This is a genomic window from Ferdinandcohnia sp. FSL W7-1320 (assembly GCF_038050315.1).
Classification (GTDB): Bacteria; Bacillota; Bacilli; order Bacillales; family Bacillaceae_L; genus Ferdinandcohnia; species Ferdinandcohnia aciditolerans.
The window spans coordinates 133,472-158,831 of record NZ_JBBPAM010000001.1 but is presented as its reverse complement, the minus strand read 5'-3'; the positions used below and the strand labels follow the sequence as shown (position 1 = coordinate 158,831).

General features: G+C 39.3%; 41 protein-coding genes. All 41 read right to left on the bottom strand.

Going from position 1 to position 25,360, the window contains the following annotated elements; all coding sequences use genetic code 11:
• Nucleotides 1–521: 521 nt before the first annotated feature.
• Nucleotides 522–914, bottom strand: coding sequence for a 30S ribosomal protein S9 (gene rpsI, locus NST91_RS00860; RefSeq protein ID WP_099352767.1), 393 nt, complete (start codon nt 912–914; stop codon nt 522–524).
• Between the two features lie 20 nt (nt 915–934).
• Nucleotides 935–1,372: a 50S ribosomal protein L13 gene (gene rplM, locus NST91_RS00855; protein WP_341329629.1), complete on the bottom strand. Its 438-nt coding sequence runs from the start codon at nt 1,370–1,372 to the stop codon at nt 935–937.
• Between the two features lie 163 nt (nt 1,373–1,535).
• A complete protein-coding gene (gene truA / locus NST91_RS00850) occupies nt 1,536–2,297 on the bottom strand; it encodes a tRNA pseudouridine(38-40) synthase TruA (RefSeq protein WP_341329628.1) in 762 nt (253 codons plus the stop codon).
• Between the two features lie 11 nt (nt 2,298–2,308).
• Nucleotides 2,309–3,100, bottom strand: coding sequence for an energy-coupling factor transporter transmembrane component T family protein (locus tag NST91_RS00845; protein WP_341329627.1), 792 nt, complete (start codon nt 3,098–3,100; stop codon nt 2,309–2,311).
• Nucleotides 3,097–3,972: an energy-coupling factor ABC transporter ATP-binding protein gene (locus NST91_RS00840; protein ID WP_341329626.1), complete on the bottom strand. Its 876-nt coding sequence runs from the start codon at nt 3,970–3,972 to the stop codon at nt 3,097–3,099. The genes NST91_RS00845 and NST91_RS00840 overlap by 4 nt, the downstream gene beginning before the upstream one ends.
• Complete coding sequence (locus NST91_RS00835) at nt 3,948–4,787, bottom strand: energy-coupling factor ABC transporter ATP-binding protein (RefSeq protein ID WP_341329625.1); 840 nt, start codon at nt 4,785–4,787, stop codon at nt 3,948–3,950. Before NST91_RS00835 ends, NST91_RS00840 begins: the two co-directional genes overlap by 25 nt.
• 397 nt (nt 4,788–5,184) lie before the next feature.
• Entirely contained in the window at nt 5,185–5,547 is a 363-nt protein-coding gene (gene rplQ / locus NST91_RS00830; RefSeq protein WP_099352761.1) for a 50S ribosomal protein L17, read from the bottom strand.
• 119 nt (nt 5,548–5,666) lie between these two features.
• Nucleotides 5,667–6,611, bottom strand: coding sequence for a DNA-directed RNA polymerase subunit alpha (locus NST91_RS00825; protein WP_099352760.1), 945 nt, complete (start codon nt 6,609–6,611; stop codon nt 5,667–5,669).
• Between the two features lie 313 nt (nt 6,612–6,924).
• On the bottom strand, nt 6,925–7,314 hold the full coding sequence (gene rpsK / locus NST91_RS00820; RefSeq protein WP_099352759.1) for a 30S ribosomal protein S11: 390 nt from the start codon (nt 7,312–7,314) through the stop codon (nt 6,925–6,927).
• 18 nt (nt 7,315–7,332) lie between these two features.
• Nucleotides 7,333–7,698 (bottom strand): 30S ribosomal protein S13, encoded by a 366-nt coding sequence (gene rpsM, locus NST91_RS00815; RefSeq protein ID WP_010285107.1) that lies wholly within the window; start codon nt 7,696–7,698, stop codon nt 7,333–7,335.
• Nucleotides 7,699–7,721: 23 nt separating this feature from the next.
• Nucleotides 7,722–7,835, bottom strand: a complete 114-nt coding sequence (gene rpmJ / locus NST91_RS00810) for a 50S ribosomal protein L36 (RefSeq protein ID WP_003156543.1) — start codon at nt 7,833–7,835, stop codon at nt 7,722–7,724.
• A 32-nt stretch (nt 7,836–7,867) separates the two neighbouring features.
• On the bottom strand, nt 7,868–8,086 hold the full coding sequence (gene infA, locus NST91_RS00805; RefSeq protein ID WP_010285101.1) for a translation initiation factor IF-1: 219 nt from the start codon (nt 8,084–8,086) through the stop codon (nt 7,868–7,870).
• Between the two features lie 170 nt (nt 8,087–8,256).
• Nucleotides 8,257–9,003: a type I methionyl aminopeptidase gene (gene map, locus NST91_RS00800; RefSeq protein ID WP_341329624.1), complete on the bottom strand. Its 747-nt coding sequence runs from the start codon at nt 9,001–9,003 to the stop codon at nt 8,257–8,259.
• Nucleotides 9,004–9,654 (bottom strand): adenylate kinase, encoded by a 651-nt coding sequence (locus tag NST91_RS00795; protein WP_341329623.1) that lies wholly within the window; start codon nt 9,652–9,654, stop codon nt 9,004–9,006. It abuts the gene before it with no gap.
• A 59-nt stretch (nt 9,655–9,713) separates the two neighbouring features.
• Complete coding sequence (secY, locus tag NST91_RS00790; protein WP_121448790.1) at nt 9,714–11,006, bottom strand: preprotein translocase subunit SecY; 1,293 nt, start codon at nt 11,004–11,006, stop codon at nt 9,714–9,716.
• Nucleotides 11,006–11,446 carry a 50S ribosomal protein L15 gene (gene rplO / locus NST91_RS00785; protein WP_099352754.1) on the bottom strand — a complete coding sequence of 147 codons (441 nt, stop codon included), beginning with the start codon at nt 11,444–11,446 and terminating at the stop codon, nt 11,006–11,008. Before rplO ends, secY begins: the two co-directional genes overlap by 1 nt.
• 33 nt (nt 11,447–11,479) lie before the next feature.
• A complete protein-coding gene (gene rpmD / locus NST91_RS00780; RefSeq protein ID WP_010285086.1) occupies nt 11,480–11,662 on the bottom strand; it encodes a 50S ribosomal protein L30 in 183 nt (60 codons plus the stop codon).
• 12 nt (nt 11,663–11,674) lie between these two features.
• The gene (rpsE, locus tag NST91_RS00775) at nt 11,675–12,175 is read right to left on the bottom strand and encodes a 30S ribosomal protein S5 (RefSeq protein ID WP_121448791.1); all 501 of its coding nucleotides are present in this window, start codon (nt 12,173–12,175) and stop codon (nt 11,675–11,677) included.
• A gap of 22 nt (nt 12,176–12,197) precedes the next feature.
• Nucleotides 12,198–12,560, bottom strand: coding sequence for a 50S ribosomal protein L18 (rplR, locus tag NST91_RS00770; RefSeq protein ID WP_099364827.1), 363 nt, complete (start codon nt 12,558–12,560; stop codon nt 12,198–12,200).
• A 32-nt stretch (nt 12,561–12,592) separates the two neighbouring features.
• Nucleotides 12,593–13,129, bottom strand: a complete 537-nt coding sequence (rplF, locus tag NST91_RS00765; protein WP_121448792.1) for a 50S ribosomal protein L6 — start codon at nt 13,127–13,129, stop codon at nt 12,593–12,595.
• Between the two features lie 28 nt (nt 13,130–13,157).
• Nucleotides 13,158–13,556, bottom strand: coding sequence for a 30S ribosomal protein S8 (gene rpsH, locus NST91_RS00760; RefSeq protein WP_099352750.1), 399 nt, complete (start codon nt 13,554–13,556; stop codon nt 13,158–13,160).
• A gap of 30 nt (nt 13,557–13,586) precedes the next feature.
• Nucleotides 13,587–13,772 (bottom strand): 30S ribosomal protein S14, encoded by a 186-nt coding sequence (gene rpsN / locus NST91_RS00755; protein WP_010285078.1) that lies wholly within the window; start codon nt 13,770–13,772, stop codon nt 13,587–13,589.
• A 13-nt stretch (nt 13,773–13,785) separates the two neighbouring features.
• Nucleotides 13,786–14,325 (bottom strand): 50S ribosomal protein L5, encoded by a 540-nt coding sequence (gene rplE, locus NST91_RS00750; RefSeq protein WP_099352749.1) that lies wholly within the window; start codon nt 14,323–14,325, stop codon nt 13,786–13,788.
• Between the two features lie 24 nt (nt 14,326–14,349).
• Nucleotides 14,350–14,661 carry a 50S ribosomal protein L24 gene (gene rplX, locus NST91_RS00745; protein ID WP_341329622.1) on the bottom strand — a complete coding sequence of 104 codons (312 nt, stop codon included), beginning with the start codon at nt 14,659–14,661 and terminating at the stop codon, nt 14,350–14,352.
• 37 nt (nt 14,662–14,698) lie between these two features.
• The gene (gene rplN, locus NST91_RS00740; RefSeq protein ID WP_058000134.1) at nt 14,699–15,067 is read right to left on the bottom strand and encodes a 50S ribosomal protein L14; all 369 of its coding nucleotides are present in this window, start codon (nt 15,065–15,067) and stop codon (nt 14,699–14,701) included.
• 47 nt (nt 15,068–15,114) lie between these two features.
• Entirely contained in the window at nt 15,115–15,378 is a 264-nt protein-coding gene (rpsQ, locus tag NST91_RS00735; RefSeq protein ID WP_341329621.1) for a 30S ribosomal protein S17, read from the bottom strand.
• Between the two features lie 28 nt (nt 15,379–15,406).
• Entirely contained in the window at nt 15,407–15,604 is a 198-nt protein-coding gene (gene rpmC, locus NST91_RS00730; protein ID WP_010285065.1) for a 50S ribosomal protein L29, read from the bottom strand.
• On the bottom strand, nt 15,594–16,028 hold the full coding sequence (gene rplP, locus NST91_RS00725; RefSeq protein ID WP_010285062.1) for a 50S ribosomal protein L16: 435 nt from the start codon (nt 16,026–16,028) through the stop codon (nt 15,594–15,596). The genes rpmC and rplP overlap by 11 nt, the downstream gene beginning before the upstream one ends.
• A gap of 1 nt (nt 16,029) precedes the next feature.
• Nucleotides 16,030–16,686, bottom strand: coding sequence for a 30S ribosomal protein S3 (gene rpsC, locus NST91_RS00720; RefSeq protein ID WP_121448793.1), 657 nt, complete (start codon nt 16,684–16,686; stop codon nt 16,030–16,032).
• A gap of 3 nt (nt 16,687–16,689) precedes the next feature.
• On the bottom strand, nt 16,690–17,031 hold the full coding sequence (gene rplV, locus NST91_RS00715) for a 50S ribosomal protein L22 (protein ID WP_010285059.1): 342 nt from the start codon (nt 17,029–17,031) through the stop codon (nt 16,690–16,692).
• Between the two features lie 17 nt (nt 17,032–17,048).
• Complete coding sequence (gene rpsS, locus NST91_RS00710; protein ID WP_121448794.1) at nt 17,049–17,327, bottom strand: 30S ribosomal protein S19; 279 nt, start codon at nt 17,325–17,327, stop codon at nt 17,049–17,051.
• A 57-nt stretch (nt 17,328–17,384) separates the two neighbouring features.
• Entirely contained in the window at nt 17,385–18,215 is an 831-nt protein-coding gene (gene rplB, locus NST91_RS00705; protein WP_341329620.1) for a 50S ribosomal protein L2, read from the bottom strand.
• A 26-nt stretch (nt 18,216–18,241) separates the two neighbouring features.
• On the bottom strand, nt 18,242–18,529 hold the full coding sequence (rplW, locus tag NST91_RS00700) for a 50S ribosomal protein L23 (protein WP_099352742.1): 288 nt from the start codon (nt 18,527–18,529) through the stop codon (nt 18,242–18,244).
• Nucleotides 18,529–19,152 (bottom strand): 50S ribosomal protein L4, encoded by a 624-nt coding sequence (gene rplD / locus NST91_RS00695; RefSeq protein ID WP_121448796.1) that lies wholly within the window; start codon nt 19,150–19,152, stop codon nt 18,529–18,531. The genes rplW and rplD overlap by 1 nt, the downstream gene beginning before the upstream one ends.
• A 25-nt stretch (nt 19,153–19,177) precedes the next feature.
• Entirely contained in the window at nt 19,178–19,807 is a 630-nt protein-coding gene (gene rplC / locus NST91_RS00690; protein ID WP_121448797.1) for a 50S ribosomal protein L3, read from the bottom strand.
• Between the two features lie 44 nt (nt 19,808–19,851).
• Nucleotides 19,852–20,160 (bottom strand): 30S ribosomal protein S10, encoded by a 309-nt coding sequence (gene rpsJ, locus NST91_RS00685; RefSeq protein ID WP_003354783.1) that lies wholly within the window; start codon nt 20,158–20,160, stop codon nt 19,852–19,854.
• Between the two features lie 363 nt (nt 20,161–20,523).
• The gene (gene tuf / locus NST91_RS00680; RefSeq protein ID WP_341329619.1) at nt 20,524–21,714 is read right to left on the bottom strand and encodes an elongation factor Tu; all 1,191 of its coding nucleotides are present in this window, start codon (nt 21,712–21,714) and stop codon (nt 20,524–20,526) included.
• Nucleotides 21,715–21,833: 119 nt separating this feature from the next.
• Nucleotides 21,834–23,912 carry an elongation factor G gene (gene fusA, locus NST91_RS00675; protein ID WP_341329618.1) on the bottom strand — a complete coding sequence of 693 codons (2,079 nt, stop codon included), beginning with the start codon at nt 23,910–23,912 and terminating at the stop codon, nt 21,834–21,836.
• A 140-nt stretch (nt 23,913–24,052) separates the two neighbouring features.
• Nucleotides 24,053–24,523 (bottom strand): 30S ribosomal protein S7, encoded by a 471-nt coding sequence (gene rpsG, locus NST91_RS00670; protein ID WP_121448800.1) that lies wholly within the window; start codon nt 24,521–24,523, stop codon nt 24,053–24,055.
• Between the two features lie 38 nt (nt 24,524–24,561).
• Complete coding sequence (rpsL, locus tag NST91_RS00665; protein ID WP_099352736.1) at nt 24,562–24,984, bottom strand: 30S ribosomal protein S12; 423 nt, start codon at nt 24,982–24,984, stop codon at nt 24,562–24,564.
• Nucleotides 24,985–25,090: 106 nt separating this feature from the next.
• A complete protein-coding gene (locus NST91_RS00660) occupies nt 25,091–25,339 on the bottom strand; it encodes a 50S ribosomal protein L7ae-like protein (protein ID WP_121448801.1) in 249 nt (82 codons plus the stop codon).
• Nucleotides 25,340–25,360: the final 21 nt, after the last annotated feature.

Here is a 25,360-nt window from a genome sequence, read left to right as displayed (position 1 = left end):
AGAGTTCGTCGGTTTCCGCCCTTCTAGCTCTAATGTAGTCTTACGATTGGCTGTGTCTTCGTTCCTTTGTAAAGTAGTCTAACATGGCCACTCCTTTCGTTCCGTCCTTCTCAACCGCAAGGTTGATACTATGACATCAGCTGACTTCTCTTGATTCAGCTACTTATCACTAAGTGGGTTCCTTTCCAGGATACCAAGAGACCTCCCAGGGTAAGTTCATTCACTTTCTCCTCATATATCTGCCACATTTATTTACGGTTCATCTGGGGATATTTTGGACTTTGTTTTGTTTTGCAAACTCGTCCTGAAACGTAAACCTCAAATGTGATTCGTGTACCTCAGACCGAGGATTTGCCTTGGGCTTCCTTCAGATTCCGCGTCGCCACGGACACCCTTGCCTTTGGCTAATGGTTCGCATATCCCAACGCCCATAGCGGACTCTCACCGCCAAGTTAATGAACATGCCTGGCACACAAAAAGACCCTTTCCACAAAAGTGAAAAGAGTCTTGAAACGCCAAAATTAACGTTTTGAGAACTGAGGTGCACGACGAGCGCCTTTAAGACCGTATTTCTTACGTTCTTTCATACGCGGATCACGTGTTAATAGTCCTGCAGATTTTAATGCTGGACGGAATTCAGGATCAGCTTGTAGCAATGCACGAGCGATACCGTGACGGATAGCGCCAGCTTGACCAGTGTATCCTCCGCCATTAACGTTAACAAGAACGTCATAATTACCTAAAGTTTCAGTAGCGTTTAGAGGTTGTTTTACAACTTCTCTTAAAGCTTCGAATGGAATATAGTCTGCAATGTCACGACCGTTGATTACGATGCGTCCGTCGCCAGGAACTAAACGTACACGTGCAACGGAGCTTTTACGACGACCAGTGCCATAATATTGTACCTGTGCCAAATTAATACCCTCCTTATTAATTAACCGCGAAGTTCGTAAACTTCAGGTTGTTGTGCTTGATGTGGATGTTCGCTTCCAGCATAAACGTGCAATTTCTTAGCCATTTGACGACCAAGTGAACCTTTTGGAAGCATTCCTTTGATTGCAAGTTCAAGCATTTTTGTTGGATAGTTTGTACGCATTTCTAATGCCGTTCTTGATTTTAAACCACCTGGGAATTGACTGTGACGGTAGTAAATCTTGTCATTTAATTTATTACCAGTTAATTCGATTTTTTCAGCATTGATGATGATTACATTATCACCAGTGTCAACATGTGGTGTGTAAGTTGGTTTGTGTTTTCCACGAAGTAATGTTGCAACTTCAGTTGATAAACGACCTAAAGTTTTGCCTGCAGCATCTACAACATACCATTTGCGCTCTATATTGCTAGCATTAGCCATAAATGTTGTACGCATGAATTTCCCTCCTAATTTCACTAACGTTTCATTTTGTATTTAATCACGATTAAAGTTCCGGGGCTTTAACGTGGTGTTTAAATATCATACTAAAATATAATATAACTTTCAGGATGTAATGTCAAGAAAATGTTACACCAGGATTAGTTGTTATAACGATCTTTCAGCTTCCTATACCCTTCCACTCTTCGTAGAAAACCTGCCAAAGGTATAATCCTTGACCTGGCGCGGTCTTTCCTGCAAGCGATCTGTCTTTTCCGGAAAGAATGGCTTCCATCATACTTGGGTCTTTTTGGCCTCTTCCGACTTCTAGTAACGTGCCTACTAATATTCTTACCATATTATATAAGAATCCATTTCCTATAAACGAAAAAATAAGTTCATCATCATGACTTTCAATATGAATCTCGTATATGGTTCGAACTTTATCTTGTACTTCCGTTTTTGAAGCACAGAAACTCGTAAAATCATGTGTGCCTAATAATCGTAATGACGCTTCTCTCATTGCATGAAGATCTATTGGAAAAGTATAATGATAAGTAAAATTACGTTTAAAAACGCAAGGCTCTTCACTCATCAACAATCGATACCGATATTCCTTCGCCTTCACATCAAAACGTGCATGAAAGTCAGGATCAACTTCCTCAACAGATCGAACCCGGATGTCTTCAGGGAGCATCGAATTTAGAGCTCGTTTCCAGCCTTCGACTGGAATAGATAATGGTGAATCAAAATGAACAACCTGTCCACGGGCATGTACAGTTGCATCTGTTCGACCAGAAGCTACTGTTTTCACCTGTTCTCCTTTATGCATTTTCTGTAAAGCAAGTTCAAAGGCAGATTGCACAGTTCGTTTATTCGGTTGTACCTGATACCCTGAAAAATGGGTTCCATCATAGGATATGATGCATTTGTACCTTCTCATTTTTCTCCTCATTATCCTCGTAGTAAAAATAAAACCACTGCCATTGCAAATAGTAAGACTAACATAAGTGTATCGAGGCCTCGCCACTGTAGCACTCGTAATTTTGTACGTCCTTCTCCGCCACGATAACCCCTTGCTTCCATCGCAATAGCCAGTTCTTCTGCCCGTTTAAATGAACTTATAAACAACGGAATTAATAAAGGAACAACCGCCTTCATGCGATCTTTTATCGGTCCACTCGTAAATTCGACCCCTCTTGCAGCTTGTGCCTTCATGATTTTCTCTGTTTCTTGCATTAATGTCGGAATAAATCGAAGTGAAATCGACATCATTAACGCAAGCTCATGTGTAGGGAGGCCGATTTTTTTAAATGGTGCTAATAAGCTTTCCATGCCATCAGTGATTTCAATCGGAGTACTTGTTAATGTTAATATTGTAGTCATAATAATTAAATATAATAGCCGTAACGAAATAAAAATCCCTTGTGTTACGCCACCTTCATAAATTTGTAGCCAACCAAAGTCGACTAATAAGTCTCCTTCTTTAGTTAAAAAAATATGAAGGATAAATGTAAAGAGAATAACCCACAAAATTGGTTTTAATCCCGACAAAATGTAGCGTAATTGAACCTTTGTTAGTAATACAATTCCTAAGGTATAAATCCCTAATAGTACATAGGTAAGAACTGAATTAGCTAAAAAGACGATAAACACATAGAAAAAAATTAATAATAGCTTTGCTCTAGGATCCATTTGGTGAATCAGAGAATGTGCAGGTATATAACGACCTATAATAATGTTCATTTCAGGACCCCCTTATCTTTAAGGGCATTTCCTACATATTGAACAATTTCATCTACCGACAGACTAGCTGCTCGCGGAATTTCAATTCCTAACTTTTCTTCGAGCAGTCCTTTTAATCTAACTGCCTCAGGGACATCTAATCCTAAATGAAGAACTTGTTCAGGTTTTGAGAATATCTCTACAGGACTTCCTTGGAATTTTATCGTTCCTTTTTCCATGACAAGTATTTGATCAGCGTAACGGGATGCATCTTCCATACTATGGGTTACAAGAACTGTTGTTAGACCGTTTTCTTTATGAAGTTTGTAAAACATCTCCATAATCTCAAACCGCCCCCTTGGGTCTAGCCCGGCAGTAGGCTCGTCCAAGACCAAAACCTGTGGGTTCATTGCCAATATTCCTGCGATCGCAACTCGCCGCATTTGTCCCCCACTTAAATCAAAGGGTGACTTCATTAAGTATTCATCAGATAGACCGACCATTTTTATGGTTTGTCTAGCTCTTTTCTTAGCTTCTTCTAATGGTACCCCAAAGTTCAGCGGTCCAAAGCAAATATCTTTCTCAACCGTTTCCTCAAAAAGTTGATGTTCGGGAAATTGGAATACAACCCCAACGTTCTTGCGTAATGACTTAAGTTTTTTTTCTTTTTGTTTGGAACTAATTGTTCGTTCTCCAATGGTGATTGATCCTGAGGTTGGCTGCAAGAGTCCATTTAAATGCTGGAGGATGGTTGATTTTCCAGAACCCGTATGACCGATTATAGCGGTGTATGAACCAGATTTGATATGTGCATTAACATCATATAAGGCTAGCATTTCAAATGGTGAACGAATCTGATAGCGATGTTCTAAATTTTCAATTGTAATGTCCATAACTCATCCACCAAGCCTTCTTCTGTTATATGATTCTTAGAGAGCGGAACACCGATTGCTCGTAGTTTTTTAGATACTTTTACAGAAAAGGGTAAATCCAAACCTATTTCTACAAGCTTATCATCTAACGCAAAAATCTCTTCAGGTTTCCCTTCTGCGAACAATTGCCCCTGGTTCATTACTATAATTCGATCGGCTCTTGCTGCTTCCTCTAAGTCATGGGTAATTGACATAACTGTAATCTGACTTTCATTTTTAATTTCTCTTATTGTTTCTAGAACCTCTGTACGACCGATTGGATCTAACATAGAGGTTGCCTCATCCAAGATGATTAAATCTGGTTGAACAGCAAGAACACCAGCAATTGCAACTCGCTGTTTTTGACCACCTGAGAGTTGGTGCGGTTCATGTTCTAGAAAATCCCTCATATTAACCATATCAATAACTCTTTCAATTCGTGAAGCCATCGTTTCTCGTGGGATCCCGTTGTTTTCCATTCCAAAAGCAATATCATCTTGTACAGTTGTTCCAACGAACTGATTATCTGGATTTTGAAAGACCATCCCAATCTTCCTTCGAAAATCCCAAATTGAATCTTCATTTAGCTGTACTCCTTCAATTGTTACTGCACCGGTTTGAGGTAACAATAACCCATTGAGAATACGTGCTAGGGTTGATTTTCCAGAACCGTTATGACCTACAATCGCAAGCCACTCTCCTTTTTGAACAGAGAAAGATAGATTTTCTAGTGCGGGGCTAGCATTTTCTGCATATTGATAGCTTATCTGGTCAACGACTAAAAGGTTCTCGCCCATTCTCATCCCCCTCTACCTTCTTATCAAATACGCTAGGCGAATATCGCCTAAAACTTCTTGGTATTGCTCGAAAACACTCATTTAAAAATCCACGCCATTCGCAGACGTCTTAATTTTATTTAATCTAATCGCTATATAAAATTATTTCCATAGAAATAATATTATTTCTTAATCCAACTTACTACCTTAAAAATTATTCGTTTCTTCCTTATCTGTCAAGGGAATTAGAACGCATTATTCCTAACTTTTAGGAAAAGCGCTATACATAGTACGTTCAAATAGGATTGTAGTATACTATTTATAGATAATTCTATCTTTTTCGAAAAATAATGAATGTAAAATAAAAAGGGCTTAGACCAGTTTGAAAAACTGTCCCGCCCTTAAAAGAAAAATAAAATTAAACTAATTCAATGATAACCATTGGAGCACCGTCACCACGACGAGGTCCGATTTTCATGATACGAGTGTATCCACCTTGACGCTCTTCATAGCGAGTTGCGATGTCACTGAATAATTTTTGTAGCGCATCTTGACCAGTCTCTTCGTTTGCTACTTCATTACGGATATAAGATGCAGCTTGACGACGAGCGTGAAGGTCACCACGCTTACCTAATGTAATCATTTTTTCTACAACTGATTTTAATTCCTTCGCGCGAGCTTCAGTTGTTTCGATACGCTCGTTGATGATTAAGTCAGTAGTAAGGTCACGTAATAACGCCTTACGTTGCGCGCTTGTACGTCCTAGTTTTTGGTATGACATGAGGTATTCCCTCCTTTGTTGAATTATTATGAAAGACAAAGCATTAGATAACTAGGCTCTTGTAACAATAGACTTTCGTGATGAGAAAGATGCCTCTAATTCGCATAATTCAAACCGAGTCAGTCATCTTTACGTAAGCCTAAACCAAGCTCTTCTAGTTTAGCCTTAACTTCTTCTAAAGATTTACGACCAAGGTTACGTACCTTCATCATATCTTCTTCAGTTTTATGAGCAAGCTCTTGAACCGTATTAATTCCTGCTCTCTTTAAGCAGTTATATGAACGAACTGAGAGATCCAATTCTTCAATTGTCATCTCGAGGACTTTCTCTTTTTGATCCTCTTCTTTTTCAACCATAATTTCTGCATTTTGAGCTTCATCTGTTAATCCTACAAAAATATTTAAATGTTCTGTTAGGATTTTCGCACCTAGTGCAATCGCTTCTTTCGGACCAGTACTGCCGTCTGTCCAAACATCAAAAGTCAGTTTGTCAAAGTTCGCGACCTGTCCAACACGTGTATTTTCCACTTGGTAATTAACACGTGCAACTGGTGTATAGATGGAGTCAATCGGAATAACACCGATTGGTCGATCATCACGCTTGTTTGCATCAGCTGGAGAATATCCTCGTCCGCGCTTTGCAGTTAATCTCACACGAAAATGTGCATCCTTAGCAAGTGTTGCAATGTGTAGATCTGGGTTTAAGATTTCAACATCACTGTCATGCGTGATGTCAGAAGCTTTAACTGGACCTTCACCTTGAACATCAATCTCAAGAGTCTTCTCATCATCTGAGTAGATTTTAAGAGCTAATTTCTTCACATTTAAGATAATAGATGTTACATCTTCGACGACGCCTTCGATTGTTGAGAACTCATGCAGTACCCCATCTATTTGGATAGACGTAACAGCGGCACCAGGGAGAGAAGATAATAGGATACGACGTAAGGAGTTACCCAAAGTTGTTCCATATCCACGCTCAAGTGGCTCGACGACGAATTTACCATAATTGGCATCTTCGCTGATTTCAACCGTTTCGATTTTTGGTTTTTCAATTTCGATCATTTATAAACCCTCCTTCAAAACGTCGAAACCTCGGCTAGACCATGATCAAAGACGTCTAACCGAAATTCCCAAAAGTTAAGTTCCCTAACTGTGCACAACAACTCGATTATTCTGTAAAGAACTTATAAAGAAAACACGGCGATTTGCAAGAAATACTCACTCACGCCTTTGTTACACTTATAAGATAAGAAAGTATTTGAAGCTTCCTTACACAGTAAAAAAGTTTATCAAAACCCATTAATCCATTATAGCCATGGATAAAAAATCTTATACAGAAAAAGATCAAATATGTCTTGTCGTATTTGTAATTATGTTATACACGACGACGTTTTGGTGGGCGACATCCGTTATGTGGTACTGGAGTAACATCTTTAATAGCTGTAACTTCAAGACCAGCAGCTTGAAGAGCACGAATTGCAGCTTCACGTCCTGCACCAGGGCCTTTTACAGTTACTTCAAGAGTTCTCATACCATGTTCCATTGATGCTTTAGCAGCTGTTTCAGCAGCCATTTGTGCAGCAAATGGAGTAGACTTACGTGAACCTTTGAAACCAAGAGCACCAGCACTTGACCAAGAAATTGCATTTCCGTGTGCATCTGTAATTGTTACGATCGTATTGTTGAATGTTGAACGGATGTGTGCAACACCAGATTCAATATTCTTTTTTACACGACGTTTACGAGTATTCGTTTTACGTGCCATTATCCATTACCTCCCTTACTATTTCTTCTTGTTTGCTACAGTACGACGAGGTCCTTTACGTGTACGAGCGTTATTTTTTGTATTTTGACCTCTTACAGGTAATCCACGACGATGACGTAGACCACGGTAAGAACCAATTTCGATTAAACGTTTGATGTTAAGTGAAACTTCACGACGAAGGTCACCTTCTACTTTGTAGCGGTCAACGATGTCACGAATCTTGTTTAATTCGTCTTCAGTAAGATCGCGAACGCGAGTATCTTCAGAAACACCAGCTTCTGCAAGAATTTTTTGTGCAGTTGGACGTCCGATTCCAAAAATATATGTTAAAGATATAACCACACGTTTTTCACGCGGAATATCAACACCAGCAATACGTGCCATTTAGACGTACACCTCCTTATTAATTAGCCTTGTTTTTGTTTATGTTTTGGGTTTTCACAAATTACCATTACTTTACCTTTTCTACGAATAACTTTACACTTTTCGCAGATAGGTTTTACTGATGGTCTCACTTTCATTTTTCAAACCTCCTTGATAGTTCGGAGCGCATTTATTTAAAACGGTACGTAATCCTACCGCGAGTCAAGTCATAAGGTGATAATTCAACCGTTACCTTGTCTCCGGGTAAAATACGAATAAAGTGCATGCGAATTTTACCAGAAACATGGGCCAAAACAGTATGACCATTCTCTAATTCAACTTTAAACATTGCATTAGGTAATGTTTCAGCAACAGTACCTTCAACTTCAATTACATCGTCTTTCGCCATTGGAATGTTCTCCCTTCTTCAAATCAGTAACTTGCTCATTGACAAACTCGATACACACTAACATTGCTTTACGTTTGCCATCGACCAGTTTCCTTAATACTGCTCTGAACTTCCGGAGATACGTAATCAAAAATTAGATGAATGTTATTCTAATGAATAGGGTTTGTGCCTTACAATTTTGTTAAGATCTCATACCCTGTTTCTGTAATAGCAATCGTATGTTCAAAATGCGCACACGTTTTGCCATCGACTGTTACAACAGTCCAGTTATCTGCTAACGTCTTCACGTATCGACTACCTGCATTTACCATCGGTTCAACGGCAAGTACCATTCCTGGTTTTAAACGTGGTCCTTTATTAGGAGGACCATAATGTGGAATTTGCGGCTCCTCATGTAATTCTTTGCCCACACCGTGACCAACATATTCTCGAACGATCGAGAAATTGTTCGCTTCGACATAAACTTGGATTGCATGAGAAATATTTGAAAGACGCACACCAGGTTTTGCTTCCTCTAATCCTCGATAAAGGGATTCTTCGGTTACACTAAGAAGTTTTTGATTTTCCTTATGAATCGTACCTACAGGATATGTCCAAGCTGAGTCACCATGATAGCCATTGTATTGCGCCCCGATATCGATACTAATAATATCTCCATCTTGTAAAACGCGATCACCTGGCAAACCATGCACCAACTCTTCATTAACAGAGGTACAGATACTACCGCGAAAACCATTATACCCTTTAAAAGAAGGAATTGCATCAAATCCACGAATAAACTTTTCAGCAATTGTATCCAGTTCTTTCGTAGAAATCCCTGGAGTAATATATTGTTGTAGTTCTTGGTGCGTCAATGCGACGATCTTTCCAGCCTCGCGCATAATTTCGATTTCCCTTGGTGACTTGCAAATAATCATCTATTGTAATCCCCCAAGAAGCTCCTCTACATCACCAAAAACTTTGTTTATTTCTTGTTGCCCATTGATATTGCGAAGATATCCCTTTTCCTGATAAAAGTCAAGAAGTGGCTTTGACTGCTCGATATTTACTTGTAGACGAGTTCCAACAGTTTCCGCATTATCATCTGCACGTTGATAAAGTTCACCGCCACATTTATCACATTTACCCTCCTGAGCCGGTGGGTTAAATACTAAGTGGTAAGTAGAACCACATTCCTTACAAATTCGTCGACCAGTTAATCTCTCAAGTAAGATTTCAGAATTGACTTCAATGTTAATTACATAATCAATCTTTTTATCGAGATCAGTAAGAATTGTCTCAAGTGCTTCTGCTTGTGGAACTGTACGTGGAAATCCATCAAGTAAGAAACCATTATTGCAATCATCTTTGCTTAATCGTTCACGGACAATTCCGATCGTAACTTCATCAGGAACAAGCTCACCTTTATCCATAAAAGACTTTGCCTGAAGCCCTAGTTCTGTTCCATCTTTTATTGCAGCACGGAACATATCTCCCGTAGAGATATGAGGGATATTGTACTTTTCTACGATTTTTTCAGCTTGAGTACCTTTACCAGCACCCGGAAGCCCCATTAATACTAAGTTCAAGTGATTTGCCCCCTCAGCCTCTTTATCTTAGAGGTGCTGGGAATTGTATTCCCAGTACCTTATTTGATAAATCCTTTATAATGGCGTTTTACAAGTTGACTTTCAAGTTGCTTCATTGTCTCGAGTGCAACACCGATAACGATGAGCAAGCTCGTTCCACCAATTTGTAAAGACTCCGGTAAATTCGCAAATTTTATAAAGAATACAGGAAGAACAGAAATAGCTGCTAAGAAAATAGAACCAACAAATGTTAATCGATATAGAATTTTCGTTACATACTCTTGCGTATTTCTTCCTGGGCGAATCCCTGGAATATAACCGCCTTGCTTTTTTAAATTATCAGCCATTTGCTCAGGATTAACTTGAACAAATGTATAGAAATATGTGAACGCAATGATTAGTGCAATATATATGATCATCCCAACAGGCTGAGTATAATCAAAATATTTTTGAATCCATTCAGTTACCGCATTAGGACCAAAGAACGAAGCAATCGTTGGTGGTGTAATAATGAAGGAAACTGCAAAGATTACAGGAATAACACCAGCCGCATTTACTTTTAAAGGTAAATGAGTAGAGTGACCTCCAACCGGGCTATTAGCAGCTAATCGCTTTGCATATTGGATTGGAATTTTTCGTAAAGCTTGTTGTACGAATATTACACCTACAACCACAGCTATAACGGCAATTAACAATAATACAACAGTAATGATACGTAAGAATAATTGGTCTCCAGCATCTTCAAACTGTTGTACATAGTATTGATTTACAGCCGTAGGAATTCCGGCAACAATACCAGCAAAGATAATAATTGAAATTCCGTTACCAACACCTTTAGCTGTAATCTGTTCACCTAACCACATTAAAAATGCTGTTCCGGCAGTAAGAACTACAGCAATTAGCAGGTAAGTACCTATGTTTGGATTTTCAATTAACATCCCGTTTGACATATTGTTAAAACCGTATGACATACCTAATGCTTGGATAAAACCGAGCACGATCGTGCCATAACGAGTAAATTGTGCCAATTTACGACGTCCAACTTCTCCTTGCTTAGACCATTCCGTAAATTTAGGAACAACGTCCATTTGCAACAATTGAATAATAATTGAAGCAGTAATGTAAGGCATGATCCCCATTGCAAGGATTGAGAAGTTAAACAATGCTCCACCACCAAATGTATTTAAAAGGCCAAACGCTGTATTGCTATCAGTCGCTTTTAAAACATCGGCATTTACATTTGGTACTGGAATAAAGGTGCCGATTCGAAATACTACTAACATTAGTAAGGTGAATATAATCTTGTTTCTTATATCACCAACGCGCATAAAATTGGAGATTGTTTGAAACATTAAATCACCTCAGTTTTTCCGCCAGCAGCTTCAATAGCTTGTTGAGCAGTAGAGGAGAATTTGTGAGCTCTAACTGTTAGCTTTTTGTCAAGAGTACCTTTTCCAAGGATCTTAACACCAGCATTAAGTTTACTTACAACGCCAGTTTCAATTAAAAGTTCAGGTGTAACTTCTGTTCCGTCTTCGAAACGGTTTAATGTTTCTAGGTTAACAATTGCAAAGTCTTTGCGATTGATGTTTGTAAAACCACGTTTTGGTAAGCGTTGGAATAGAGGGGTTTGACCACCTTCAAATCCAGGACGAACACCGCCACCAGAACGCGCTTTTTGACCTTTATGACCTTTACCAGATGTTTTACCATTACCTGAACCAGTTCCACGTCCTACACGATTACGTGTTTTACGAGAACCTTCAGCCGGTTGTAATTCATGAAGTTTCATTTGGGCACCTCCTTATTTCAGAAAAAAATTCGATTATTGTTCTTTAACCGTAACTAGGTGAGCAACTTTATTAATCATACCGCGAATCGCAGCATTATCATCATGAACAACAGTTTGATGTAATTTTTTCAATCCAAGAGTACGAACAGTTACACGTTGGTCTTCAGGACGTCCAATGACACTGCGAGTGAGGGTGATTTCTAATTTCTTTGACATGTGTTTTCCCTCCTATCCTAACAGTTCTTCTACTGATTTACCACGTAACTTAGCTACTTCTTCAGCACGCTTTAATTGAGTTAATCCTTCTATTGTAGCACGAATCATATTTACAGGAGTATTTGTTCCTAATGATTTAGAAAGGATATCACCGATACCAGCAAGTTCTAATACCGCACGAACTGGTCCACCAGCGATAACTCCAGTACCTTCAGATGCAGGTTTTAATAGTACTTCACCTGCTCCAAACTGACCAATTACTTGGTGAGGAATTGTTGTTCCAACCATTGGTACAGAAACAAGATTCTTTTTAGCATCTTCAATTGCTTTACGAATTGCATCTGGAACTTCTTGAGCTTTACCAGTTCCAAAACCAACATGTCCGTTCTTATCACCGACAACAACTAGTGCTGCAAAGCGGAAACGACGACCACCTTTAACAACTTTAGCTACACGGTTAACGGTAACTACGCGTTCTTCAAGTTCTAATTTATTTGGATCAATGCGACGCATCTATAATGTCCCTCCTTTTTTATTAAAATTGTAATCCAGCTTCACGAGCAGCATCTGCTAGTGCTTTAACACGTCCGTGATATAGGTAACCTCCGCGGTCGAATACAACCTCTTTGATTCCTTTTTCAATTCCGCGTTTTGCAACTAGTTCTCCAACCTTTGTAGCTGCATCTACGTTACCAGCACCTTCAACAGAAAGTTCTTTATCTAATGTAGAAGCACTTGCGATTGTTACTGAGTTCACATCATCGATTAATTGAGCGTAAATGTGTTTATTTGAGCGGAACACATTTAGGCGAGGACGAGTAGCAGTTCCTGAAACACGAGAACGAACACGAGCATGTCTTTTTCTACGAACTGCATTTTTATCCTGTTTCGTAATCATTTACGTCTCTCCTTTCTTTTACCTAAAAAGGCTTACTTCGCAGTTTTACCTTCCTTACGACGTACAAATTCACCTTCGTAGCGAATACCTTTTCCTTTATAAGGCTCAGGCGGACGTACACCACGAATATTAGCAGCTAACGCTCCAACACGTTCTTTATCGATACCTTTAACAACGATCTTTGTGTTAGAAGGTACATCGATTTCTACACCAGCCTCTGGAACGATTTCCACTGGATGAGAATATCCAACGTTTAGAACAAGTTTGTTACCAGATTTTTGAGCACGGTATCCGACCCCGATTAGCTCTAAACCTCTTTCATAACCTTTGGATACACCTTCAACCATGTTCCCTAAAAGACTACGAGTTGTACCGTGAAGAGCACGGTGTTCTTTATTATCAGTTGGGCGAGTAACGTTAATTACGTTCTCTTCAACATTGATTTGCATATCAGGATGGAAAGCACGAGTTAACTCGCCCTTTGGTCCCTTAACAGTAGCAGTATTACCGTTGAATGTTACAGTAACACCTGATGGTATTTCGATTGGTTTTTTACCAATACGTGACATGTACTACACCTCCATTCTTTTCAAGCTATTACCAAACGTAAGCTAATACTTCTCCGCCGGCTTGCTTTTGACGAGCTTCTTTATCAGTTAACACACCTTGTGAAGTTGAAACGATCGCGATTCCTAAACCGTTTAACACACGTGGTACTTCGTTAGATTTTGCATAAACACGTAGACCAGGCTTACTAATACGCTTAAGACCAGTAATTACGCGCTCATTGTTTGCACCGTACTTTAAGAAGATACGGATAATACCTTGTTTATCATCCTCAATATATTCAACGTCACGAACGAAACCTTCACGCTTTAGAATTTCGGCGATTTCCCTTTTGATATTAGATGCAGGGATTTCAAGTTTCTCATGACGAACCATGTTCGCATTTCGGATGCGAGTAAGCATATCTGCAATTGGATCTGTCATCACCATAGTATTTTTACCTCCTTCCCAATTCGGGGTTTACCAACTTGCTTTTTTTACACCAGGAATTTGACCCTTATAAGCTAGTTCACGGAAACAAATACGGCATAATTTAAATTTACGTAATACAGAGTGTGGACGGCCGCAACGTTCGCAACGAGTGTACTCTTGTACTTTAAATTTCTGTGTGCGTTTTTGTTTCGCAATCATTGATTTCTTAGCCACGTTTTCGCCTCCTTTACTTTTGGAACGGCATACCGAACGCTGTTAATAACTCACGAGCTTCTTCGTCAGTATTTGCAGTTGTTACGATAACGATATCCATACCACGAACTTTACTTACTTTATCGTAATCAATTTCAGGGAAAATTAATTGTTCTTTTACACCTAAAGTGTAGTTACCACGGCCATCAAAAGATTTCTTTGATACACCACGGAAGTCACGTACACGAGGAAGTGAGATAGAAACAAGCTTATCTAAGAAATCATACATACGTTCACCACGTAATGTAACTTTAGCACCGATTGGCATACCTTCACGAAGACGGAAACCAGCGATAGATTTCTTAGCTCTAGTTACAACTGGCTTTTGACCACTTAGAGCTGCTAACTCCTCTACTGCGTTATCTAATACTTTAGAGTTTTGAACTGCGTCACCAACACCCATGTTGATCACGATTTTTTCTACTTTCGGAACCTGCATAACAGACTTATAGTTAAACTTGCTCATTAGAGCAGGTGTAATTTCTTTTTGAAATTTTTCTTTTAGGCGGTTCATGTAAGTACCTCCTTTCTTTGTTTACTATTTATCTAAAACTTCACCAGATTTTTTTGCTACACGTACCTTTTTGCCATCAACATCTTTGTAACCAACACGTGTTGGAGTACCAGATTTAGGATCTAATGGCATTACATTTGATACATGAATAGGTGCCTCTTGGCTAATGATTCCACCTTGTGGATTCACTTGAGACGGTTTTGAGTGTTTCTTTACGATATTAACGCCTTCTACAAGAACACGGTCTTTCTTAGGGTAGCTTTCAAGGATCACACCTTGTTTACCTTTATCTTTACCTGAAATAACCTGTACCTTGTCACCCTTTTTTACATGCATCTATTTCGCACCTCCTTAAAGGCTAGTCGATTTCGAATTATAATACTTCTGGAGCTAATGAAACAATTTTCATAAAGTTGCTATCACGTAATTCACGTGCCACAGGACCGAAGATACGAGTTCCACGTGGACTCTTGTCATCACGGATTATAACGCAGGCATTTTCGTCAAAACGGATGTAAGTACCGTCATTACGACGCACACCACGCTTAGTACGTACGATTACAGCTTTAACAACATCACCTTTTTTAACAACGCCACCTGGTGTTGCTTGTTTTACTGTACATACGATAACATCACCAATATTTGCTGTTTTACGACCTGAACCACCTAATACTTTAATAGTTAGTACTTCACGTGCTCCAGAATTGTCAGCAACTTTCAAACGAGTTTCTTGTTGAATCATTCATGAAACCTCCCTTCGGATTATTGATTGATCCGAACAATATATATTTAGATAATAACTGCTTTTTCTACTACTTCAACAAGACGGAAGCGTTTTGTAGCAGATAATGGGCGAGTCTCCATAATTCTAACGATGTCGCCGATTTTCGCAACATTGTTTTCATCATGTGCTTTGAATTTTTTAGAATACTTTACGCGTTTACCGTAAAGAGAATGTTTCTTATAGGTTTCTACTAGAACAGTTACTGTTTTATCCATTTTGTCAGATACAACACGTCCAGTGTAGACTTTACGTTGGTTACGTTCACTCACTATCGTAGACCTCCTTCCTGGTTATCGATTATTTACGACCGATTTCTCTTTCGCGGACTACTGTCTTCATACGAGCGATTGATTTACGTACTTCACGAATACGTGCAGTATTCTCAAGTTGGCCAGTAGCTAATTGAAAGCGAAGGTTAAATAACTCTTCTTTTAATGATTTTACTTTTTGTTCTATTTCGGCAGTGGTAAGGTCACGGATTTCATTAGCTTTCATTTGATTCACCACCAATTTCTTCACGTTTTACGAACTTAGTTTTAACTGGTAGCTTATGAGATGCTAGGCGTAGAGCTTCACGAGCGATCTCTTCAGATACACCAGCAATTTCAAACATAACTTTACCAGGTTTAACAACAGCTACCCATCCTTCAGGAGCACCTTTACCGGAACCCATACGTACTTCTAGAGGTTTTGCTGTATATGGTTTTGATGGGAAAATTTTAATCCAAACTTTACCGCCACGTTTCATATAACGTGTCATCGCGATACGAGCAGCTTCGATTTGACGGTTTGTAATCCAAGATGCTTCTTGAGCTTGTAAACCGTATTCTCCGAAATGTACTTCAGTACCACCTTTTGCTTGACCACGCATCTTTCCACGGTGTTCTCTGCGGTATTTAACACGTTTTGGTAATAACATATTATTTTCCTCCTTCCACAGTCTTCTTCTTAGTAGGAAGGACTTCTCCACGATAGATCCATACTTTTACGCCGATCTTTCCATAAGTTGTATCAGCTTCAGCAGTACCATAGTCGATATCTGCACGAAGTGTATGAAGTGGAACTGTACCTTCACTGTAGTGTTCTGCACGAGCGATATCAGCTCCGCCTAAACGACCTGAAGTTTGTGTCTTGATACCTTGAGCACCAGCACGCATAGCACGTTGGATAGCTTGCTTTTGTGCACGACGGAATGAAACACGATTTTCTAATTGACGAGCAATATTTTCAGCTACTAGAGTTGCGTCAACATCAGCTTTTTTGATTTCAAGGATGTTGATGTGTACTCTCTTGCCAGTTAATTGGTTTAATGCTTTACGAAGTGCTTCAACTTCAGTACCACCTTTACCAATAACCATACCTGGTTTTGCAGTATGGACAGTAACGTTAATACGATTAGCTGCACGTTCGATCTCAATTTTTGATACAGAAGCATCACTTAAACGTTTTGCGATATATTCGCGAACTTTAAGGTCTTCATGTAATAAATCTGCATAGTCTTTACCTGCGTACCATTTTGACTCCCAATCACGAATGATGCCGACACGCAGTCCGACTGGATTAACTTTTTGACCCACTACTTATCCCTCCTTCTTTTCTGATACCACGATTGTAATGTGGCTAGTGCGCTTATTGATCTGACTAGCACGTCCCATAGCTCTTGGACGGAATCTTTTTAATGTTGGACCTTCATTTACATATGCTTCAGTAATAACTAAGTTATTAGCATCCATTTCGTAGTTATGCTCTGCATTCGCAATCGCAGAATTTAATACCTTTTCTACAACAGGAGAAGCAGCCTTTGGTGTGTGTCGTAGGATCGCGATTGCTTCACCTACTTGCTTGCCTCGAATTAAATCTGCTACTAAACGAACTTTACGAGGAGCAATACGAACTGTTCTCGCAACAGCTTTAGCTTGCATAGATAATCCTCCTCTCATTAACGTCTTGTTTTCTTATCGTCACTTGCGTGGCCTTTGTAAGTACGAGTTGGTGCGAATTCACCAAGTTTATGACCTACCATATCTTCAGTAACATAGACTGGTACATGTTTACGACCATCATATACCGCAATTGTATGACCGATGAATTGAGGGAAAATCGTTGAACGACGTGACCAAGTTTTAATAACTTGTTTCTTCTCAGATCCATTTTGATTTTCAACCTTTTTCATTAAGTGGTCATCTACAAAAGGTCCTTTTTTCAAACTGCGTCCCATAAGTGAACCTCCCTTCGTGATTGACCTACGGTTCCGATGAACCGTAGCACAATCCCGTTATTTTTTACGACGACGTACGATAAATTTATCTGATTTGTTTTTCTTCTTACGAGTCTTGAATCCAAGAGTTGGTTTACCCCATGGAGTCATAGGTGACTTACGTCCGATTGGTGCTTTACCTTCACCACCACCGTGTGGGTGATCGTTAGGGTTCATAACAGATCCACGAACTGTTGGGCGTTTACCTAACCAGCGTGAACGACCTGCTTTACCAATGTTAACTAGTTCATGTTGTTCGTTACCAACTTGACCTACTGTCGCGCGGCAAGTAGCTAGAATCATGCGAACTTCACCTGAATTCAAACGAACTAGAACATATTTACCTTCTTTACCAAGTACTTGTGCAGAAGTTCCAGCTGAACGAACTAATTGTCCACCTTTACCAGGCTTTAATTCGATGTTGTGGATTACTGTACCTACTGGAATGTTAACTAATGGAAGTGCATTACCTACTTTGATGTCAGCGTCTGATCCTGACACTACCTCCATACCTACTTTTAGGTTTTTAGGAGCAAGAATGTAACGTTTTTCTCCATCTGCATAGTTAATTAAAGCAATATTTGCTGAACGGTTTGGATCATATTCGATCGTAACAACGCGTCCTGGTATACCATCTTTATCGCGTTTAAAGTCAATTACACGATATTGACGCTTATGTCCGCCAGCTTGATGACGTACTGTGATTTTACCTTGGTTATTACGTCCACCTTTTTTGTGTAAAGGCGCAAGTAATGATTTCTCTGGTCTGTCAGTAGTGATTTCAGCGAAGTCTAATGTTGTCATACCACGACGACCGTTAGAGGTTGGTTTATATTTTTTAATCGCCATCTCTATTTCCCTCCTTCTCTATAAAATTAAACTTCAAAGAATTCGATTTCTTTGCTATCTGCAGTTAACTTAACGATTGCTTTTCTGCGACGATTTGTATATCCACTGTAACGTCCTACACGCTTGAACTTACCTTTGTAGTTCATGATGTTTACTTTTTCAACTGTCACACCGAAAATTTGCTCAATAGCATCTTTAACTTCGGTTTTATTAGCTTTCACGTCAACATCAAATGTGTATTTTTTTTCAGCCATAAGGTCTGATGAACGTTCAGTAATAACAGGGCTCTTAATAATATCACGAGGATCTTTCATTATGCGAGCACCTCCTCTACTTTTTCCACCGCAGCTTTAGTAATCACAAGCTTATCATGGTTAAGAACATCAAGAACATTTACTCCATTTGCAACAACAACTGTTACTCCAGGAATGTTACGTGCTGAAAGTTCTACTGCTTCGTTTGCATCTGCAGTTACGATTAACGCTTTACGATCAACGTTTAATCCTTTCAGTACCGCAACCATTTCTTTTGTTTTAGGAGTTTCTAATACTAGATTGTCTAATACTAGAATGTTTTCCTCTAACACCTTAGTAGATAATGCTGATTTGATCGCTAAACGGCGTACTTTTTTAGGTAATTTGTAGCTATAGCTTCTTGGAGTTGGACCAAATACTGTTCCACCGCCACGCCATTGTGGTGAACGAATAGAACCTTGACGAGCACGACCAGTACCCTTTTGACGCCATGGTTTACGTCCTCCGCCAGCTACTTCAGAACGGATTTTTGTTTTGTGAGTTCCTTGACGTAAGGAAGCTCTTTGCATAATTACTGCATCGAATAATACTTGTTTATTTGGTTCAACACCGAATACAGAATCGTTTAATTCGATTTCTCCTACAGCTGAACCGGATTGGTTATACAATGATACTTTAGGCATTCAAATGTCCTCCTTTCCTAGTAAATTATTTTACTTTTACAGCACTTTTTACTGTAATAACTGATTTTCTCGCACCAGGTACATTACCTTTTACTAGAAGAAGATTACGTTCTGTATCTACTTTCACGATCTCTAAGTTTTGTACTGTGATACGGTCCCCACCCATACGACCAGGTAGAAGTTTGTTTTTGAATACACGGTTTGGAGCTACAGGTCCCATTGAACCAGGACGACGGTGATAACGTGAACCGTGACTCATAGGTCCGCGAGATTGTCCGTGGCGCTTGATCGCACCTTGGAATCCTTTACCTTTTGAAATTCCTGTTACATCTACAATATCTCCCTCTGCGAAGATATCAACTTTGACTTCCTGACCAACTTCAAACTCATCTAAGTTAACTCCACGTAATTCACGTACGAAGCGCTTAGGTGCAGTATTTGCTTTTGCAGCATGACCCTTTTCAGGTTTGTTTGAAAGCTTTTCTCTCTTATCATCAAAACCGATTTGAACAGCTTCATATCCATCAGTTTCAACTGATTTCTTTTGAAGAACTACGTTCGGAGAAGCTTCGATTACAGTTACAGGGATAAGCTCACCGTTACCTACAAATACTTGAGTCATACCAATTTTTCTTCCTAAGATTCCTTTGGTCATTAGTCACACCTCCTAATATATTTACAATTTATTTCAGTTTAAAATTAAAGTTTAATTTCAATGTCAACACCAGATGGTAAATCCAAACGCATTAATGAATCAACAGTTTGTGGTGTTGGGTTAACGATGTCGATTAAGCGTTTATGTGTACGCATTTCGAATTGTTCACGAGAATCTTTATACTTGTGAACAGCACGAAGAATCGTATAAACAGACTTCTCAGTTGGAAGTGGTATTGGACCAGATACAGCTGCTCCAGAACGTTTTGCTGTTTCTACGATTTTTTCTGCAGATTGATCAAGAATTCTGTGATCATAAGCTTTTAAACGAATACGAATTTTTTGTTTTGCCATTATTTTCCCTCCTTTATCGCCTACTTTTAAAATAGACCTTCTCCGTGGAAATTTCCTTACACTCGCCATGGCAAAGCGGCCGGGTGTATCAGCAACCTTCCACATCATCGCAGTCAAAGACCAACATTGACTATTATACAGAAACCAAATACGAAATGCAACATAAATCTTTGTTTTATGCATGTCTTTCGCACTTTTTCAATTATACACACCATCAGTATACATTTCAACAAAAGTCCCAATATATTTTTACGTTAGATTTTGGAAACTAATCTGCTGTGAGTTTCTTCTATTATATATAGAATATATTTCACAAAAAAACAGGCGGAATCATCCGCCTGTTTTCTAAACATATTGGAATTATTACTCTTGGATTGAAGCAACAACGCCAGCGCCTACTGTACGTCCACCTTCACGAATAGAGAACTTAGTTCCTTCTTCGATCGCAACTGGAGCGATTAGTTCAACAGTCATTTCGATGTTGTCGCCAGGCATTACCATTTCTACACCTTCTGGAAGATTACAAATTCCAGTTACATCAGTTGTACGGAAGTAGAACTGAGGACGGTAGTTTGAGAAGAATGGAGTGTGACGTCCACCTTCTTCTTTTGATAATACGTAAACTTCAGCTTTGAACTTTGTGTGTGGCTTGATTGTACCTGGCTTAGCAAGTACTTGACCACGTTGGATTTCTTCACGAGCAACACCACGAAGTAGTGCACCGATGTTGTCACCAGCTTCAGCATAATCAAGAAGCTTACGGAACATTTCAACACCTGTTACAGTTGTTGATTTTGGTTCTTCAGTTAAACCGATGATTTCTACTACGTCACCAACTTTAACTTGTCCACGCTCAACACGACCTGTAGCAACTGTACCACGACCAGTGATTGAGAATACATCCTCAACTGGCATCATGAATGGCTTTTCAGTGTCACGAGTTGGAGTTGGAACATACTCGTCAACAGCTGCCATTAATTCGATAATTTTTTCTTCCCACTCAGCTTCTCCTTCAAGAGCTTTAAGAGCAGAACCTTTGATTACAGGAATGTCGTCACCAGGGAATTCATATTCAGAAAGAAGGTCACGTACTTCCATTTCTACTAATTCTAATAATTCTTCGTCGTCTACCATGTCACATTTGTTCATGAATACAACAAGGTAAGGTACACCTACTTGACGAGAAAGAAGGATGTGTTCACGAGTTTGTGGCATTGGGCCGTCAGCTGCAGAAACAACTAGGATACCGCCGTCCATTTGAGCAGCACCAGTGATCATGTTCTTAACATAGTCAGCGTGTCCTGGGCAGTCAACGTGTGCATAGTGACGGTTGTCAGTTTCATACTCAACGTGTGCAGTTGAGATTGTGATTCCACGCTCACGCTCTTCTGGAGCACCATCGATTTGATCATAAGCCATTGCAGTACCTTTACCGCTTCTTTTAGCAAGAACAGCTGTAATAGCTGCTGTTAAAGTTGTTTTACCATGGTCAACGTGTCCAATTGTACCAATATTAGCATGTGGTTTCGAACGGTCAAATTTCTCTTTTCCCATTTGAAAAGCCTCCTTAAGTATTAGTTATTTTTATATTAAGTATGATATCCCGAAAGTGAGTTTGTCCCACTTTCGAGGCCTACATAAGTAGTTATACTTGATGTAAAGGCGAAAATCAATTATTCACCTTTATTTTTTTTGATAATTTCTTCAGAAATTGATTTTGGTACTTCTTCATAATGATCGAAGTGCATTGTGAATACCCCACGACCTTGTGTGTTTGAACGTAAAGAAGTAGCATAACCAAACATTTCAGATAGTGGAACCATCGCACGTACTACTTGCGCATTACCGCGTGCTTCCATACCTTCAACACGTCCACGACGAGATGTGATACCACCCATAATGTCTCCCATGTATTCCTCAGGAATAACAACTTCAACCCTCATAACAGGTTCAAGAATTACAGGCTGACATTTTGATGCAGCGTTCTTAAGTGCCATTGAAGCGGCAATTTTAAACGCCATTTCACTTGAGTCAACATCATGGTATGAACCATCATAAAGTTTAGCTTTAATATCAACTAATGGATAACCGGCTAAAACCCCTCTATCAAGAGCGTCTTCAAGACCAGCTTGTACAGCAGGAATATATTCACGTGGAACTACCCCACCAACAATTGCGTTTTCAAATTCAAAACCTTTACCTTCTTCGTTCGGTGAGAACTCGATCCAAACGTGTCCGTATTGTCCGCGTCCACCAGATTGACGAGCGAATTTACCTTCAACCTGTGCAGATTGACGGAAAGTTTCACGGTAAGCAACTTGTGGAGCACCAACATTAGCTTCTACTTTGAATTCACGCTTCATACGATCTACTAGGATGTCTAAGTGTAACTCACCCATACCTGCGATGATCGTTTGACCTGTTTCTTGATCAGTATGTGCTCTAAATGTTGGATCTTCTTCTTGAAGTTTTTGTAAAGCTGTAGACATTTTATCTTGGTCAGCTTTTGATTTTGGCTCAACTGAAAGTTGAATAACTGGTTCTGGGAAAGTCATAGATTCAAGAATTACTAAATCTTTCTCATCACATAATGTATCACCAGTTGTAGTATCTTTTAATCCTACAGCTGCAGCAATATCCCCTGCAAAAACAGTTGAAATTTCCTGACGGCTATTCGCATGCATTTGAAGGATACGACCGATACGCTCACGCTTGCCTTTAGTTGAGTTTTGTACATATGATCCAGAATTTAATGTACCTGAATATACACGGAAGAATGTTAATTTACCAACAAATGGGTCAGTCATTACTTTAAACGCAAGAGCTGAGAATGGCTCACTGTCGTCTGAATGACGTTCAACTTCTTCACCTGTATCTGGCAGGTGACCTTGGATAGATGCAACATCTGTTGGAGCAGGTAGGTAATCGATAACCGCATCAAGTACTTTTTGAACACCTTTGTTCTTGAACGCAGTACCACATGTTACCGGGTAGAATTCTACCTTAAGTGTAGCTGTACGAATAGCTGCACGTAATTCCTCGTTAGAGATTTCTTCTCCACCAAGGTATCTTTCCATCAAATCTTCATCTAATTCCGCAACTGCTTCTACAAGCTTTTCGCGATATTCGTTTGCTTGGTCTTGATATTCTTCAGGAATTTCACCTACTTCGATATCAGTACCTAGGTCATTACCATAAAATGTTGCATTCATTTCAACAAGGTCAATGATACCTCTGAATTGATCTTCTGCACCAATTGGTAATTGGATTGGATGTGCATTCGCTTGAAGGCGATCATGCAATGTGCTAACAGAGTATAAGAAGTCAGCACCAATCTTGTCCATTTTGTTTACGAATACAATACGTGGAACACCATAAGTTGTAGCTTGTCTCCAAACAGTTTCAGTTTGAGGCTCAACTCCTGATTGTGCATCAAGAACTGTTACAGCACCATCAAGTACACGAAGTGAACGTTCAACCTCAACTGTGAAGTCTACGTGTCCTGGTGTGTCGATGATGTTAACGCGGTGATTCTTCCATTGTGCAGTAGTTGCTGCAGAAGTAATCGTAATACCACGTTCTTGTTCTTGCTCCATCCAGTCCATTTGTGAAGCACCTTCATGTGTTTCACCGATTTTATGAATTTTACCAGTATAATAAAGGATACGCTCAGTTGTTGTTGTTTTACCAGCATCAATGTGAGCCATGATACCAATATTACGAGTCTTTTCTAAGGAGAACTCTCTTGCCATTTGGGTCTTTCTCCTTCCTAATGTTTAAGTATGATTTTTTTATTGTAAGAATGGCTCTGTTAATCTACTTAACAGAGCTGTTTAATTTAAAGGCCTTTATCGTAGTTATAATTTAATCCAGCAAAAGCTGAATCAAATTATTACCAACGGTAGTGAGCAAATGCTTTATTTGCTTCTGCCATTTTGTGAGTATCTTCACGTTTCTTAACTGATGCACCAGAGTTGTTAGCTGCATCAAGAATTTCGTTAGCTAAACGCTCTTCCATTGTTTTTTCTCCACGAAGACGAGCGTAGTTTACTAACCAACGTAAACCTAGAGTAGTACGACGGTCAGGGCGAACTTCAACAGGAACTTGATAGTTTGCACCACCTACACGACGTGCTCTTACTTCTAGTACAGGCATGATGTTTTTAAGTGCTTGTTCAAACACTTCCATAGCATCTTTACCTGAACGTTGTTGAACTAGTTCAAACGCATTATATAAAATCGCTTGTGATTTACCTCTTTTTCCATCAACCATCATTTTGTTGATTAAGCGAGTTACAAGCTTAGAATTATAAATTGGATCTGGTAATACATCTCTTTTAGTAACAGGTCCTTTACGAGGCATTAATATTTCCTCCTTTCAATCTTAAATATGTTAGTCTATTATTTCTTAGCTGCTTTTGGTCTCTTAGTACCATATTTAGAACGACCTTGCATACGGTTATTAACACCAGCAGTGTCAAGTGCACCACGAACGATGTGATAACGTACCCCTGGTAAGTCCTTAACACGTCCACCACGAATTAGTACAACACTGTGCTCTTGTAAGTTGTGACCAATTCCTGGGATGTAAGCAGTAACCTCAATTCCGTTCGTTAAACGTACACGAGCATACTTACGAAGTGCTGAGTTTGGCTTCTTAGGAGTCATAGTACCAACACGTGTACAAACACCACGCTTTTGAGGTGAAGTTGCATTAGTTTGTGACTTTTTGAAGCTGTTGTAACCTTTATTTAATGCTGGAGAGTCGGATTTTTGAACTTTGCTTTCGCGACCCTTACGAATTAATTGGTTAATTGTAGGCATTATTTGTTTCCTCCCTTCTTCTTTCATCAAGACCACATATCCAGGTGGTTCATTTTTTTACAAAAAACAAAGTTCTTGTAGATTCATTCCTCCACAAAAACAGTTTTTAATTAATTATCGCAACAGTAGAAGCTCCTACCTCGATTCCACATGCTTTTCCTAGCCTCTTCATCGAGTCTACCTTTGATATCGGAATTTGTTGTGCTTCGGCTAATTGTAATACTTTATTGATCACACGCCGATCAGCATCCTCTGCTACAACAATCTCTGTTACCATATCAGCTTGGATTGCTTTTACTGCCTGCTTAGTACCTATAATAATCTTCTTTGCCTGTGATACTTTTTCATAAGACATCTAAAATATCCTCCAAAGTAA